Source organism: Phytomonospora sp. NPDC050363, from assembly GCF_040655735.1.
GTDB lineage: Bacteria > Actinomycetota > Actinomycetes > Mycobacteriales > Micromonosporaceae > Phytomonospora.
On record NZ_JBFAKK010000005.1, the window covers coordinates 33,613 to 46,957 of the forward strand.

Consider the following 13,345-nt stretch of genomic DNA (forward strand, 5'->3'; position numbering starts at 1 on the left):
AAGATAGGAGTGGAGACTTCCAAGATCGCCACCACCGATTCCGAGCCCGCCGTGGCTGAGACCGACGTCGACTGGACACGATCCCTGACGCGGGCCGTCGCCCTGTTCGGCGGTTTCACCGCCCTGCTGGCGGGGGCCGCCGTGCTCGGCTTCGCGGTGTTCGGCGAACCCGGGGGCAGCGAGACCTCGGCGACCTGGCTCGCCGTCGCGCTGGTCGTCCAGTACCTGCTCATCGGCGTCGCGGTCTCGGTGACCGTGACCCATCCGGGCCGTCCGGCGATGATCTCGGCGATCGTGCTGGCGGGCCTGTCGGTGGCGGCGCTCGTCGCCACGATCGTGACCATGCCCAGCACCGCCGACGGCGAGTGGATCTCGCACCGGCAGGCCCTCGGCGCCCTGTCCTTTCTGCTCACCGCACTCGGCGGCGGGATGCTCGTGCTCGCCGAGTACATCGTCCGCAACGGGGCCGGCGCGACCGCCCCGCGCGGGCTGGTGGTGCGCTCGGGAGTGCTGACCGTGGCGTTCGTCGTGGTCTTCGCCGCCGCGGGCACGGGCGCCGCGCACGACCTGGTCGAGGTCGCCAACACCGACGAGACGACCGCCGCGCCCGAGCGCGCGGCGAACCAGTCGACGACCGGCTCGCACTCCCCGGCGACCTTCGAGCACATGAACCCGCCCTACCCCGGCGGCGGAGGCGCGCTCGGCACGCCCTTCGGGCTGCTGGTGACCGCGCCCGAGACGCTCGCCGTGCGGGCCTACGACGCCGGCGCCGACGCGGGCGCCGAGCGGTGGCGCCACATCCGGCAGAACCGCACCTTCGCGCAGCCGCCGGTGCTGTCGGCCGACGGTCGCGTCATCGCCCTGGTCGGCGACCGCCGCGACGCCCCGCAGGGCACCTCGGTGATCGTGCTCGACACGCTCACCGGCGAGACCTTCGCCGACCACCGCCTGTCGCGGGAGGACGGCCGGATCCTGGCGGTGACCTCGCAGGCCCTGCTCTTCCAGCCGGCCAAGTTTCCGAGGCGGCTGGTCGCCTACGGCTACTCGGGGCGCGAACTGTGGACCTACGAGGCGCCCGAGCGCTGCCTGATCGGCGTCGCGCGGCAGGCGGGCTCGCGGCTGGTGGCGGGCATGGACTGCGCGGCCGACGACATCTCCGCCGACGCCCCCGCACTCGTCGCCCTCGACGCGGTGTCCGGAGCGCAGACGTGGGCGTGGCGCGCGCCGGTGATCGGCGGGATCGCGCCGGGCTCGCTGATCGTCTCCGGCGACCGCATCGTCGTCGACGTCCGCCGCGACGTGTCCAGCAGCGAGGGCCTGTTCGCCGCGCGCCTCTTCCGGCACGACCTGTCGGCCCTCAACGCCGCCGACGGCTCGTCGGTCTGGCGCCGGGAGGGCCTGGAGCTGGGCAGCACCTACGCGACGTCGTGCGCGGGCACCTTGCAGGTCGCCGAGGGCGTCGCGGTTCTCGGCGAGTGCCACCACGCGACCGCCGGCGCGCAGGCGACCTTCGACGTGTCGCTCTACGACCTCGCCGACGGCAAGACCGTGTGGAAGGCCAGCGCGCCGCTGGGGTTCACCCCCGGCGAGGAGGCCGACCCGTCGGGATGGTTCGCGGCCTTCCCCGACGGGCGCGTGGCGATCATGACCGACGCGTCCAACGACGTGTCCGCGCCGGCCTGCGGGTTGTATCTGGCCACGTCGGGGAAGGTGCAGCGGATCGAGACGGAGAACTCCGACGCGGGAGCCATCACCGACGCGACGTGGTGCCGCTCGGCGAGTCTCCACGCGACTCCCGACGCCCTGTCGGTGAGCTACCCGGGGCAGGTCTTCAGCCTGCGTTAGGCCGGCCCGGCTCGCGGCCGAGGTAGCGCAGCAGCGTCGCGACCGGGTCGGAGCCGTCGTCGTCGAGGGCTTCGGCGTAGGCGCCCCACGGGCGCAGCGGGTCGACGAGGTGCAGGGCCAGCCCGTGCAGTTCGACGGCGACCTCCGGGGTGAGCGGCGACGGCTGTCCGGTGGCCACGGCGATGTCCCACGCGTGCACGCCCGCGTCGAGGGCGGCGGCCAGTGCCGCCTGCGGGGCCGGGAGTTTGTGCGGCGGGACGGGGGTGGTCACGGCCTCGTCGGCGCGATCGACGCTCGCCCAAGCCGCGGCGGCCACGTCGAGAGCGTGCCCGACGAAGGCGGCGGGGTCGGCGATGTGCTCGGGGGAGGGCTGGAAGGCGTCCTCGGCGGGCTGCTCGGCCTTGCCGAGGGCGACGGCGAAGAGCAGCTGGTCGAGGATCGCGTGACGCGTCACCTGGGTGACGCTCCACTGCGAGCACGGGGTCGGGAGGTCCCAGGAGCCGGCGGGCACGGCCGATACGACCGTGCGGAGGTCCTGGTGGGTCTGGGCGAGGATGTCGAAGGCGTTGGTCACCGTGTGAGTGTCGCTCGCGGCCGCAAGACCGGGCGGGAGGCGGTGCTTCGGGCCGCGGCGTGGGACTACCGCGGCCCTCCCCACCTCACCGACTCGCCGCGGCAGGGGTCCGGTCAAGCCATTTCCGCGTCGGTGGGCAAACCGACGAGCTGACCCGCGCAGGCGGTGGTTCGGCAGTACGCCTCTGTTGGGCACAGCGCGTACACGGATCTCACGTCGTGGCGGTGGGAGCGGTTGCACACCCGCCGGGGAGTTATCGGATCGTTACCAGCGACGGGTTTAACGATCATGGTGACCGAAATGCCCTCGGCCGCCGCGCCGAAGCACGGCGGCCGCGCGAAGGGCACGCGGATTCGGGCACGCGTTTCGTGCGTCGGGCCTCCACGGGCCGCCGGCCCGTGGATCAATGGCACGCGCTTGCCAACCGGACGGTTGCGCTGAGATGCCGGTCGATGCCCAATCGTGACCGCCGACGGGTGAATCCGCACCCCCGGGCCGCCTGTGACCTGGCAGTCCGGCGTAACGTCTGCCTTCATGAGCGTTCCCCGTCGGCCCAGAGTCGGGCACATCCAGTTCCTGAACTGCCTTCCCATCTACTGGGGACTGATGCGGTCGGGTGCGCTGCTCGACGTGGAGCTCACCAAGGCCGACCCGGACGCGCTCAACGACGCGCTGGTCCGCGGGGATCTCGACATCGGCCCGATCAGCCTGCTGGAGTATCTCCGCAACCACGAGAACCTGCTCCTGCTGCCCGACCTCGCCGTCGGCAGCGACGGGCCGGTCCTGTCGGTCAACATCGTCCACCGGGCCCCGCTCGAAGAGCTCGACGGCGCCACCGTCGCCCTCGGCTCGACCTCCCGCACCGGCGTGATGCTGGCCCGCATGCTGCTGTCGGAGAAGTACGGCGTGCAGCCGAACTTCGTGCGCCGTGCCCCCGACCTCGACGCGATGCTCGCCGAGGCCGACGCCGCCGTCCTCATCGGCGACGTCGCCCTGCGCGCCATGTACGAGGCCCCGGCGCAGGGCCTGACCGTCACCGACCTCGGCGCCGCCTGGCGCGAGTGGACCGGCCTGCCCATGGTCTTCGCCGTGTGGGCCGTCCGCCGCGACTTCGCCGTGACCCACCCCGGCCTGGTCAAGGGCGTCCACGAGGCCTTCCTGCGCTCGCGCGAGCTGTGCCTCGCCGAACTCGACGAGGTCGCCGAGTCCGCCGCGCGCTGGGAGCCCTTCGACGCGGCGACCCTGGCCGGCTACTTCCGCGCGCTGGACTTCTCGCTGGGGAAGCGGCAGGTCGCCGGGCTGCGCGAGTGGGCCGCCCGCGCCGCAGGGCTCGGCGCCGCACCGGCGCTGCCCGAACAGGGCCCGGAGTTCTTCGGACGCTAGTCACCGTCCGTCGTGGCCGCCATGCGCGTCGGCGACATTTCCGGTCGGACCGTCACTGCAAGGTAATCGCAGGTAGCGAGGGGTTTCCCGGGGGCAAATGGTGCAACCGGGCCCGCCCGCTCCGCGTGGACTGTCCATAGGAAGCGATCTATGGACACCGACGTCCTTTTCGAAGCGAGGGTCACATGCGCGTACCCATTGCCGGCCGGGCCGTACTCCTGGCGGCAGCGGCGACCATGCTCACCGCCGCGGCGCCGAGCGCCGTGTGGGCGGAGGATCCACCGGCACTGGGCCTCGAACTCAGCGGTGCCCTCGTCCTCGCCGAGGGCGAGCGCGGCACGGTCGGCGGTGTGTTCACGCTGACCACGCCGCCCGAGTTGGCGACTCTTCAGGACGTGGCCGTCGTCCTCGACATCACCGAACTGGCCGGCGTGGCCACCGTTCACTCCGACAGCTGGGGTGAGCCGTGCCGCCAGGAGGCGCAGACGGTCACCTGCTTCGGTGAGGGCGAGGACTTCGACGTCCACGGCGGCGAGCTCGACATCGAGCTGTTCCGCCTCGACGGCGTCGACGGCGCCGAGCCGGGCACCACGGTGGACCTGCCGGTGACGGTGACGACGGCGAACTTCGCCGAGGTCGGCGGTTCGGTCGCGGTCACCAAGGCCGAGTCGGTCGACCTGGCCGTCGGCGACGACCCGGCGCGCGAGCTGAGCGTCGGTCTCGGCGAGTCGGCCTCGGTGCCGGTCTCGGTCGCCAACGTCGGCGACACCCAGGCCGAGGGCGCCGCGCTGGTCGTGGCCGTCGGCGCGGGTCTGCGCTTCGACGACACCTTCTCCAACTGCCGCTTCAACGCCTCGAACCTCGTGTGCCGCTTCGAGCGCGCGCTCACGCCCGGCGAGCGCTACGGCCTGTCGGGCGAGATCGCCTTCACCGTCCGCGAGACAGCCGAGGCGCCAAGCCGCCAGGACTTCGCCTACAGCTGGTACACGCTGGACACCTACGACGCCGACGTCGTCCCCGGCCTGCCCGGTGACCTGCGGGCGGGCACCGGTCCGGCCGCCACGCTCGACGAGCTGCCGGGTACCAAGTCGGCGCCCGAGCACGACCCGAACTGGCAGAACGACTCCGGCACCGTCGACGTGCTCGTCGAGGGCGAGAACCCGGTCGACTTCGCCGCCGTCGGCGCGACCGTGCGCGGCGGGTCCGGCACGGTCGGGGACCTGACCGTCGGCGCGCGCAACGACAGCGGCGTCGAGGTTCCCGGTGCCGTCGAGGAGCCCAGCGTCGTGATCACCGTGACCCTGCCGGCGCAGCTGTCCTTCGTGGAGGCGCCCGGCGACTGTGAGCGCACCGGCGACCAGTCCTACGAGTGCGGCGTCGAGACCGTCTCGGCTCCCGCGCAGCGCCACGAGTGGACCTTCAAGGTCCGCATCGACGAGGCCGCGGCCGCCGAGGGCACCGTGACCGTCGGCGACGCCTTCGCCGACGACCGCGACGCCTCCAACGACATCGCCACGATCGAGCTCAACCCGGTCGAGGAGGCCACGCCCGCGCCGACCGGCGTCGGCGGGGGAGCCGGCGCCACCATCGGCGGCGACCTCGCGGTGACCGGCACGGGCCTGCGGCTGATGCTCGTCGGCGGCGTGCTCGCCGTGCTGGCCGGCGTCAGCCTGTTCGTGCTGACGCGCCGCCGCCGGGCGCTGACCGCCGAGGGCTGAGGTCCAAGATCACGATCGGGCCACATCCGGGCCGGCGGTGCATCCGTCGTCCCGGGCGGCGCGTGATCTTCCCATAGGCGTCCCCCAGTGGCTTGCGTTCACCGCCCACGGGGGACGCCTTAGCCATGCCCGGGACGTCACGATCCGGTAAAGCTCGGCGGACATACGCATCCCTTTGCGCCCAAACAGCGTCTTCCTAGTGGAACGCCCCGAACCAGCAGGTTCGGCCCCCGACATCCGAGGAGAGCGCATGCGGTTCGCCGCCCCGCACGGTTCCGGCACGCTGGTGAAGGTCCTGGCGAGGACGGCGCTTTCCGTCTTCGCCTTCGTGGTCGTCCTGCTCGCCGCGGAGCTGCCGGGACACGCGGCGGAGAGCCCGTCGCCCGAGCCGGTCGCGCTGGCCTCGCCGTCGACCGGGCTCAACGTCCTGATCGCGGCGGGGATCGGGCTCGCCGCCGGCGGCGTCACGTTCTACCTGCGCACCCGCGGCCGCCGGGGCGATCGCGACTGACCTTGCCCGAACCCCTTGGGGGACCCTGCGCGCCCACCCGCGCCGGGTCCCCTTTTTTGTCGGTGCGTCGTTTGTGACACCTACTTGCCCATCGTGCGCGAGCCTGTAAGACTTGAGCCGTGTACGGCAATGACATTCCCGATCAGCCCGGGACCGCGAGCCTCCTCGACGAGGTCGCCGCCGCAGAGCGCGACATCGCCGGGCGGGCCCATGCCTCGCAAGCCGCCGACTACTTCGACGCCGTCATCGCCGCCGACGGCAAGATCGAGCCCCGCGACGAGATGCCGGAGGCCTACCGCAAGGGCCTGATCCGGCAGATCGCGCAGCACGCGCACTCCGAGATCATCGGCATGCAGCCCGAGGGCAACTGGATCAGCCGCGCCCCCACCCTCAAGCGCAAGGCGATCCTCCTGGCGAAGGTGCAAGACGAGGCCGGTCACGGGCTCTACCTCTACGCCGCCGCCGAGACCCTCGGCGTCGACCGCGCCGAGCTCTACCGGCTGCTGCTGGAGGGCAGGCAGAAGTACAGCTCGATCTTCAACTACCCGACCCTCACGTGGGCCGACGTCGGCGCGGTCGGATGGCTCGTCGACGGCGCCGCGATCGTCAACCAGGTCCCCTTGTGCCGCTGCTCCTACGGGCCTTACGCGCGGGCGATGATCCGTGTCTGCAAGGAGGAGTCCTTCCACCAGCGCCAGGGCTACGAGATCCTCTACACCCTGAGCACCGGTACCCCCGAGCAGCGCGCGATGGCCCAGGACGCCGTCGACCGCTGGTGGTACCCGTCGCTGGCGATGTTCGGCCCGCCCGACACCGACTCCACGCACTCGGAGCAGTCGATGGCCTGGAAGATCAAGCGCTTCAGCAACGACGAGCTGCGCCAGAAGTTCGTCGACATGACCGTCCAGCAGGCCTCCGTCCTCGGCCTCGACCTGCCCGACCCGGACCTGCGCCTCGACGCACGGACCGGGCACTGGAGCTACACCCAGCCCGACTACGACGAGCTGTTCCGCGTCATCAAGGGCGACGGGCCCTGCAACCGCGAGCGCATGGCGCACCGCCGAGCGGCCTGGGACGACGGAGCCTGGGTCCGCGAAGCCGCCGCGGCCTACGCCGGCAAGCAGAAGGACAAGGTGACCACGTGAGCAGCGTCCCGCTCTGGGAAGTCTTCGTGCGGCCCCGCCGCGGCCTGTCCCACCAGCACGTGGGCTCGCTGCACGCGCCCGACGAGACCATGGCGCTGCGCAACGCGCGCGACCTCTACACCCGCCGCGAGGAGGGCGTGTCGATCTGGGTCGTCCCGGCCGCCGCGATCACCGCGTCGAGCCCCGAGGAGCGCGACGCCTTCTTCGACCCCGCCGGCGACAAGATCTACCGGCACCCGACGTTCTACGAGGTCCCCGAGGGAGCCGAGCACATATGAGCACCGTCGACGAAGTCCTCGGTCTCGGCGACGACGCGCTCATCGCCGCCCAGCGCCTCGCCGAGTGGACCACCAACGCGCCCGAACTCGAAGAGGACATCGCGCTGGCCAACATCGCCCTCGACCTGCTCGGCCAGGCCCGCATGCTGCTCACCTACGCCGGCGAGCTCGAAGGCGCCGGCCGCGACGAGGACGCCCTGGCCTACCTGCGCACCGACCGGGAGTTCCGCAACGTCCAGCTGACCGAACTCCCGCGCGGCGACTTCGCCGACGCGATCGTGCGGATGCTGTTCTTCGCCGTCTACCAGCGCGAGCTCTACGACCGGCTGCTCATCGGCCCCGACGCCCGCCTGGCCGAGATCGCCGGGAAGGCCGCCAAGGAGGTCGCCTACCACGTCGACCACGCCGCACTGTGGACACTGCGGCTCGGCGACGGCACGCCCGAGTCCCACCGCCGCGCGCAGGAGGCCGTCGACCGCCTGTGGCCCTACACCTTCGAACTCTTCGAAGGCGAGGTCCCGCGCGAGGCCTGGTTGTCCACAGTCGACGGTGTGCTCGCCGAGGCGACCCTCACCCGCCCCGCCGACGAGGACGCGCGCTTTCGCCCCACCGGCGGCCGCTCCGGCGTCCACACCGAGCACCTGAGCTACCTGCTCGCCGAGATGCAGGTCCTCCACCGCGCCCACCCCGGGGCCTCCTGGTGACCACCGCCTTCGCCGCGGCGGCCAGGGTCGTCGACCCGGAACTGCGGGTCGTCACGATCGCCGACCTCGGCATCCTGCGCGAGGTCGACGTCGACGACGAGGGCACCGTCCACGTCACCATCACCCCGACGTACTCCGGATGCCCGGCCATGGACGCCATCCGCGCCGACATCGTCCGCGAACTGGCCGCCGAGGGCTACCCCGAGGTCGAGATCCGCACCGTCCTGGCCCCGCCCTGGACGACCGACTGGATCAGCGAGGAGGGCCGCGCGAAACTCGCCGGCGCGGGCACCGCCCCGCCGCCGCCCGCGCGGAGCCTGCCGATGCTCCCCCGCAAACCCGTCTGCCCGCACTGCGGGTCGGAGCGCGTCGAGGAGATCAGCCGCTTCGGTTCCACCGCCTGCAAATCCCTGTGGCGCTGCCGGGGCTGCGCCGAACCCTTCGACCACGTGAAGGTGCTGTGATGCCCGCGACTGCCAAGATCTCGCTGTCCACCCCGGTGAAACGCCGACCCGGCTTCCACCGCCTGCTGGTCACCGAGGTCCTGCGGCTCACCGACGAGGCCGTCCGCGTCACCTTCGCCGTCCCGCCGAAGCTGCGCGCCGCCTTCGCCTTCAAGCCCGGACAGCACCTCACCCTCAAACTCCCCGGCACCGAGCAGGACGTCCGCCGCTCCTACTCCATCTGCTCCACACCGTCCACACTCGGCGAGGAGGGCCTGCTGCGCATCGGCGTCAAGGGAGTCCCCAACGGCCTGTTCTCCTCATACGCCAACGCCGAACTCCGCGCCGACCACACCGTCGAGGTCCTCCCGCCGCTGGGCCACTTCACCACCGACCTCGACCCGGCCCGCACCCGCCGCTACGGCGCGATCATCGCCGGCTCGGGCATCACACCCGCGCTCTCCCTGGTCGCCTCCGCGCTCGAAACCGAACCCGACAGCACCTTCCTGGTCATGTTCGGCAACCGCAGCGCCGGCACGGTCATGTTCGCCGACGAGCTCGCCGACCTCAAGGACCGCTTCCCGCGGCGGCTCCAGCTGGTGCACGTGCTGTCCCGCGAGCCGCAGAGCGCCGAGCTGCTGTCGGGCCGCATGGACGGTGAGCGTCTGCCGCGCCTGCTCGACGCCTTCGCGCCGGAGCGCAGCGTCGACGAGTGGTTCCTCTGCGGCCCTTACGGTCTGGTGACCGGCGCGCAGAAGCTGCTGGCCGAGCGGGGCTACGCCGACACGATGGTGCACCACGAGCTGTTCTTCGCCGAGGAGATCCCCGAGCCCGAGCACGGCGCCGAGCGGCCCGAGGGCAGCACGGAGGTCACGGTCCTGCTGGACGGGCGCGCCTCGACTTTCACCATGCGCCGCGACGAGCGGGTCCTCGACGCCGCGCTCAAGGTCCGCCCGGAGCTCCCCTTCGCCTGCAAGGGCGGGGTCTGCGCGACCTGTCAGGCCAAGGTCGTCGACGGCGAGGTCACCCTGGCGCGCAACTACGCGCTCACCGACGCCGATCTGGACGCCGGTTATGTGCTGACCTGCCAGGCGAGTCCGACGACCGACGGGCTCACGGTCGACTACGACGCCTGAGGATTGCAGTACCGTCGAGGCGAACCGAGTCGAAAGGCACGCCCATGCCTGCGCCCCACTCGTCGCGCCGCCGTCGTTTCGCATCCGCCGTTGTCGGTGCCGTGGTCGTGGCGGCGGGTCTGTCGGCGGCCGCGCCGGAGCCGGCCGGGGCGGCCTTCGCCGAACCGCTGACGGCCGTTTCGCGCGCGAACCTCGGTCTGACCTGGCACGCGGAGTCGCCGAAGGCGCTCGACGCGCTGGACACGGCGCTGCCGAACGTCGGTGTGGCAACGGTTCTCGACGAGTCGGACCGGACGATGGCCGACTGCGGCGCCGAGGAGAACGCGGCCAAGCCGCTGGCGCCGGTCGCGACCTGGGCGATGTGCTTCGACACCGAGGACGCCACCACGCCGAGCTGGTCCCCGCAGGGCGTGACGAGCAGCGGTGACGCCGACGACGACGGTGCCTGGGGTGCGCGGAAAGCGTTGTTGACGGGCTGGAACCACGATGAGTCGAGTGGGCGCTACAACGACGCGCGGGTCGGCTTCATCGACATGAACGGCAAGGGGGCGCCGAGGTACCGGTGGGTCTACCTGGTCGATCCCAACGCCGACGGCACCGACTTCACCGCCGCCAAGACCCACATCGGCGGGATGGTCTGGTACGGCGACAAGCTGATCGTCAACGCCGTCGGGAACGGATCGGTGGCGCTGCGGGTCTTCAGCATGGACCACATCCTGCGCACCACCTCCGAGGCCGGTGCGATGGGGAGGGTCGCCGACGGGTGGGCGGCGCACGCCTACGGGTTCGTCATGCCCCAGATCGGCTACTACACCTACACTTCCGGGTTCTGCTCGATGGGCGGCGACCAGGGCGTGCCGTGCTTCTCGACGCTGTCGCTGGATCGCAGCACCAGCCCCGACAGCCTCGTCACGGCGGAGTACTTCACCGATCCGGCTCTGCGCGGCCGGCTGATCCGCTACCCGATGGGACCCGACTACCGTCCGCCGGACAGCGCGGCGGCCTCGGAGGCGTACGCGAGTGCGGTCGGCAACCAGCAGGGCGTGCTGTCGTACGCCGGACGCTGGTACGTCGCGCACAGCTCGGAGATCTACTCAGGACAGTTGTGGCGCTTCACGCCGAAGAGCAGCTCCACCGGCGGTGCCGTGCGGAGCTGCTCTGTCGGTGGTGCGTCGTCGAACATGTGCTGGTCGCTGCATTCGGAGGCGCTGACGCACTGGGTCTCGACCGGGATGGTCTACTCGCTGACCGAGTGGCCCCGCGACTACGCGGGTGATCCGGGGCCCGGTGGAAGGGTTCTGTTCGGCTTGCCGCTGAGCGGTCTGCCGTGATTCAGGCGCGACGCGATGCGCACGGCGGCGATCACGGCGGCGGCCACGCCGACGCCGAGGAGGTAGAGGTCGTAGGCCGCGAAGTCGGGGAAGAGCGGGAACCCTAGGTAGCCGGTCACCTCACTGTTGGTCAGGGTGAGCACGGTCGGTCCGAGGAGCAGGAAGGCCCAGGCGCCTTCGGCTCGGCGGAGCAGTGCCGCGACGATCAAAGTCAGCACCGCGGCCGCCGCGACGGCGACACCGAGGTTGCGCAGCCACTCCCATGGGTGGATGACCTGGTGGTAGCCGGCGCCTTGACCGGGCATCCGCGACGCGATTCCGATCGCCGCACCGGCCACTGTCGACATCGGCGGCAGCAGGCGGCCGAGCACTCCGCCGCTCCGGTGGAGCAGTGCGGTCGCGCCGAGTGTTACGGCGGCGAGCAGGATGATGCGTTGGGGACGTTCGAGGGTGCCTCGCGGGAGACTGATCAGCACGGTGTCGTTGAGGATCAGCAGGCTCGTCAAGATTGCGGGCAGCACGGCGACGCGGCGGCTCCAGGTCCCGGGCAGGAACGGGCCGGCCACCGAGACCGCCATCCAGAGCAGCCAGCACAGCGCCGCCGGGCTGTGAAACGGCCCCCAAGGCCGGTACGCGTCGGAGACGTTCTCCGCTGAGGTCTCCACGCCGAAGAACAGCATCGCGGCGAGCAGTCCCATCGCGCTGAGCCCGATGATCCCCGCGATCCGTGCGCCGCCCGGCAGGCCGGGCGGTGTCGTCCGCAGCCAGGTCCGCAGCGCCCCGCCGGCCACGTCGAGACCGTCCCTCATGGACGGACGGGTCCGCTCCGGCGGTGTGGAGTCGAGGTAGGTCGCGACCATCTCCTCCTCACGCCCGTCGCGCCATGCGCGCGGATACAGGCGCAGTAAGGCGCGGTAGCGCGGCTCGATCCCCGTCACGTCCCGCCTCCGGCCGACGGAGGGATGCCGACGGAGTCGCCGCGGCGGATCCAGGCGGCCGCGGCCGAGATCGTGACGGCCACCGCCCCGATCGCCAGGAGACCGCCGGTCACGACCACGTCGGTGGGCGTGTAGTCCCGGCCGATCGGGTTGAGCGGTCCGGGAATCCACTCCTGCACGAGCACCATGACGGGCGCGAGCAGGACGAGGAAGGCCCACAGGCCGCCCTGGCGCTTGCGCGCGATCGTGACCGCGATGTACACGGTGGCGGCGGTGAACAGGGCGATCGCCGCGATCGCGAGGATCCGGCGGTCGAGGCCGGTGAGGCGATAGGTCATCACGGTCTCCCACGGCCTTGCGGCCAGTGCGATCCCGGCCGCGGCGAGGGTCGCGGCGGCGGGCAGGGCGCGGACGAACGGGCGGCGCCGGTCGGGGAGGAACAGTGCGACCAGGCCGAGGGCGATCTGGGCCGCCAGGAGCGTCAGGGGCGGCCGGAAGAACCCGGTCAGGGGCGCCGCCGGAATGAGCAGGACGGTCAGGACCAGCGCCGCCGCCACCGCCGCCCGCATCCACCGTCCACTGAGGAACAGCCCGGCGAGGGGCACGAACGCCCAGGCGATCCAGGCGACAGCCCCGAGCGACTGCGCGGACCCGAAGGTCGTGAGCAGGTGGTCCTCGGGCAGCCCGGCCAGTTCGAACAGGCAGAACCACAGTGCCGACAGCACCGAGGCTGCCAGGAGCGAGACCTCGGCGGCGAAGGCGCTTCCGGTCCGCAGTCCGGCGTCGGCGGCGGTGATGCGGTGACGGGTGGCACCGCGCGCCACATCGACGGTGTCCATCATGGATGGACGGCCGCGCGTGTCCGGTCCGGTGTCGAGGTACGTCGCGACCATCTCGTCCTCGCGCCTGGCGCGCCAGGCGCGAGGGTAGAGGCGCAGGAGCCTGCGGTAGCGGTATTCGAGCATCGTCTCCCGCTTCACGCGCCACCTCCGGTCGCCAGGGGCCCGAAGGCCACGCCCCTGGCCTTGAGCCTCGTGCCGGCCGCCTCGACGTTGCGGCGCATCCGCTCGGTCTCGGCGGCCAGCAGGTTCTCGCCCTGCTCGCTGAGCCGGTAGTAGCGGCGCAGGCGCCCGTCGACGACCTCCTCGCGGTCGACGTCGATCAGCCCGTCCTCGGTGAGGCGGTCGAGGGCGCCGTAGAGGGTGCCGGGCCGCAGGGTCACGCGGCCGCCGGAGAGTTCGGCGACCTCGGTGATGACGCCGTAGCCGTGCAGCGGCTCGCGGGCGAGTGCGGTCAGGATCAGGAACGTGGGTTCCCGCAGCGGTGTGCTCATGTCGGC

At 71.9% G+C, this 13,345-nt stretch carries 14 protein-coding genes; 10 read left to right on the forward strand and 4 right to left on the reverse strand.

The genetic code is table 11. The features are described from left to right. Positions 1–9: 9 nt before the first annotated feature. Positions 10–1,845: a PQQ-binding-like beta-propeller repeat protein gene (locus AB0I28_RS14610; RefSeq protein ID WP_357493329.1), complete on the forward strand. Its 1,836-nt coding sequence runs from the start codon at positions 10–12 to the stop codon at positions 1,843–1,845. On the opposite strand, the gene AB0I28_RS14615 is transcribed toward AB0I28_RS14610, so the two are convergent. Beyond that, positions 1,832–2,419 (reverse strand): TIGR03086 family metal-binding protein, encoded by a 588-nt coding sequence (locus tag AB0I28_RS14615; protein WP_357493331.1) that lies wholly within the window; start codon positions 2,417–2,419, stop codon positions 1,832–1,834. The genes AB0I28_RS14610 and AB0I28_RS14615 overlap by 14 nt on opposite strands. Positions 2,420–2,953: 534 nt before the next feature. On the opposite strand from AB0I28_RS14615, the gene AB0I28_RS14620 reads away from it, so the two are divergent. The 9 genes from AB0I28_RS14620 (at position 2,954) to AB0I28_RS14660 (ending at position 11,068) form a co-directional block, all read left to right on the forward strand. Further along, the gene (locus AB0I28_RS14620) at positions 2,954–3,802 is read left to right on the forward strand and encodes a menaquinone biosynthesis protein (RefSeq protein WP_357493332.1); all 849 of its coding nucleotides are present in this window, start codon (positions 2,954–2,956) and stop codon (positions 3,800–3,802) included. 185 nt (positions 3,803–3,987) lie between these two features. Next, entirely contained in the window at positions 3,988–5,520 is a 1,533-nt protein-coding gene (locus AB0I28_RS14625; protein WP_357493334.1) for a hypothetical protein, read from the forward strand. Positions 5,521–5,770: 250 nt separating this feature from the next. Next, positions 5,771–6,031: a hypothetical protein gene (locus AB0I28_RS14630; protein ID WP_357493336.1), complete on the forward strand. Its 261-nt coding sequence runs from the start codon at positions 5,771–5,773 to the stop codon at positions 6,029–6,031. A gap of 119 nt (positions 6,032–6,150) precedes the next feature. Next, entirely contained in the window at positions 6,151–7,176 is a 1,026-nt protein-coding gene (gene paaA / locus AB0I28_RS14635; RefSeq protein ID WP_357493338.1) for a 1,2-phenylacetyl-CoA epoxidase subunit PaaA, read from the forward strand. Beyond that, positions 7,173–7,454: a 1,2-phenylacetyl-CoA epoxidase subunit PaaB gene (paaB, locus tag AB0I28_RS14640; protein WP_357493340.1), complete on the forward strand. Its 282-nt coding sequence runs from the start codon at positions 7,173–7,175 to the stop codon at positions 7,452–7,454. The genes paaA and paaB overlap by 4 nt, the downstream gene beginning before the upstream one ends. Beyond that, on the forward strand, positions 7,451–8,158 hold the full coding sequence (gene paaC, locus AB0I28_RS14645) for a 1,2-phenylacetyl-CoA epoxidase subunit PaaC (RefSeq protein WP_357493342.1): 708 nt from the start codon (positions 7,451–7,453) through the stop codon (positions 8,156–8,158). Before paaB ends, paaC begins: the two co-directional genes overlap by 4 nt. Beyond that, on the forward strand, positions 8,155–8,622 hold the full coding sequence (gene paaD / locus AB0I28_RS14650; RefSeq protein ID WP_357493344.1) for a 1,2-phenylacetyl-CoA epoxidase subunit PaaD: 468 nt from the start codon (positions 8,155–8,157) through the stop codon (positions 8,620–8,622). Before paaC ends, paaD begins: the two co-directional genes overlap by 4 nt. Next, positions 8,622–9,737: a 1,2-phenylacetyl-CoA epoxidase subunit PaaE gene (gene paaE, locus AB0I28_RS14655; protein ID WP_357493346.1), complete on the forward strand. Its 1,116-nt coding sequence runs from the start codon at positions 8,622–8,624 to the stop codon at positions 9,735–9,737. The genes paaD and paaE overlap by 1 nt, the downstream gene beginning before the upstream one ends. A gap of 44 nt (positions 9,738–9,781) precedes the next feature. Further along, positions 9,782–11,068 (forward strand): hypothetical protein, encoded by a 1,287-nt coding sequence (locus AB0I28_RS14660; protein ID WP_357493347.1) that lies wholly within the window; start codon positions 9,782–9,784, stop codon positions 11,066–11,068. Here the strand turns inward: AB0I28_RS14660 and AB0I28_RS14665 are convergent. The 3 genes from AB0I28_RS14665 to AB0I28_RS14675 are packed head-to-tail and all read right to left on the reverse strand — an operon-like array spanning position 11,002 to position 13,339. Next, entirely contained in the window at positions 11,002–12,006 is a 1,005-nt protein-coding gene (locus AB0I28_RS14665; protein WP_357493349.1) for a hypothetical protein, read from the reverse strand. The two genes, AB0I28_RS14660 and AB0I28_RS14665, sit on opposite strands and share 67 nt — an antisense overlap. Beyond that, positions 12,003–12,986 (reverse strand): hypothetical protein, encoded by a 984-nt coding sequence (locus tag AB0I28_RS14670; protein ID WP_357493351.1) that lies wholly within the window; start codon positions 12,984–12,986, stop codon positions 12,003–12,005. The genes AB0I28_RS14665 and AB0I28_RS14670 overlap by 4 nt, the downstream gene beginning before the upstream one ends. Next, positions 12,983–13,339 carry a helix-turn-helix transcriptional regulator gene (locus tag AB0I28_RS14675; protein ID WP_357493353.1) on the reverse strand — a complete coding sequence of 119 codons (357 nt, stop codon included), beginning with the start codon at positions 13,337–13,339 and terminating at the stop codon, positions 12,983–12,985. The genes AB0I28_RS14670 and AB0I28_RS14675 overlap by 4 nt, the downstream gene beginning before the upstream one ends. Positions 13,340–13,345: the final 6 nt, after the last annotated feature.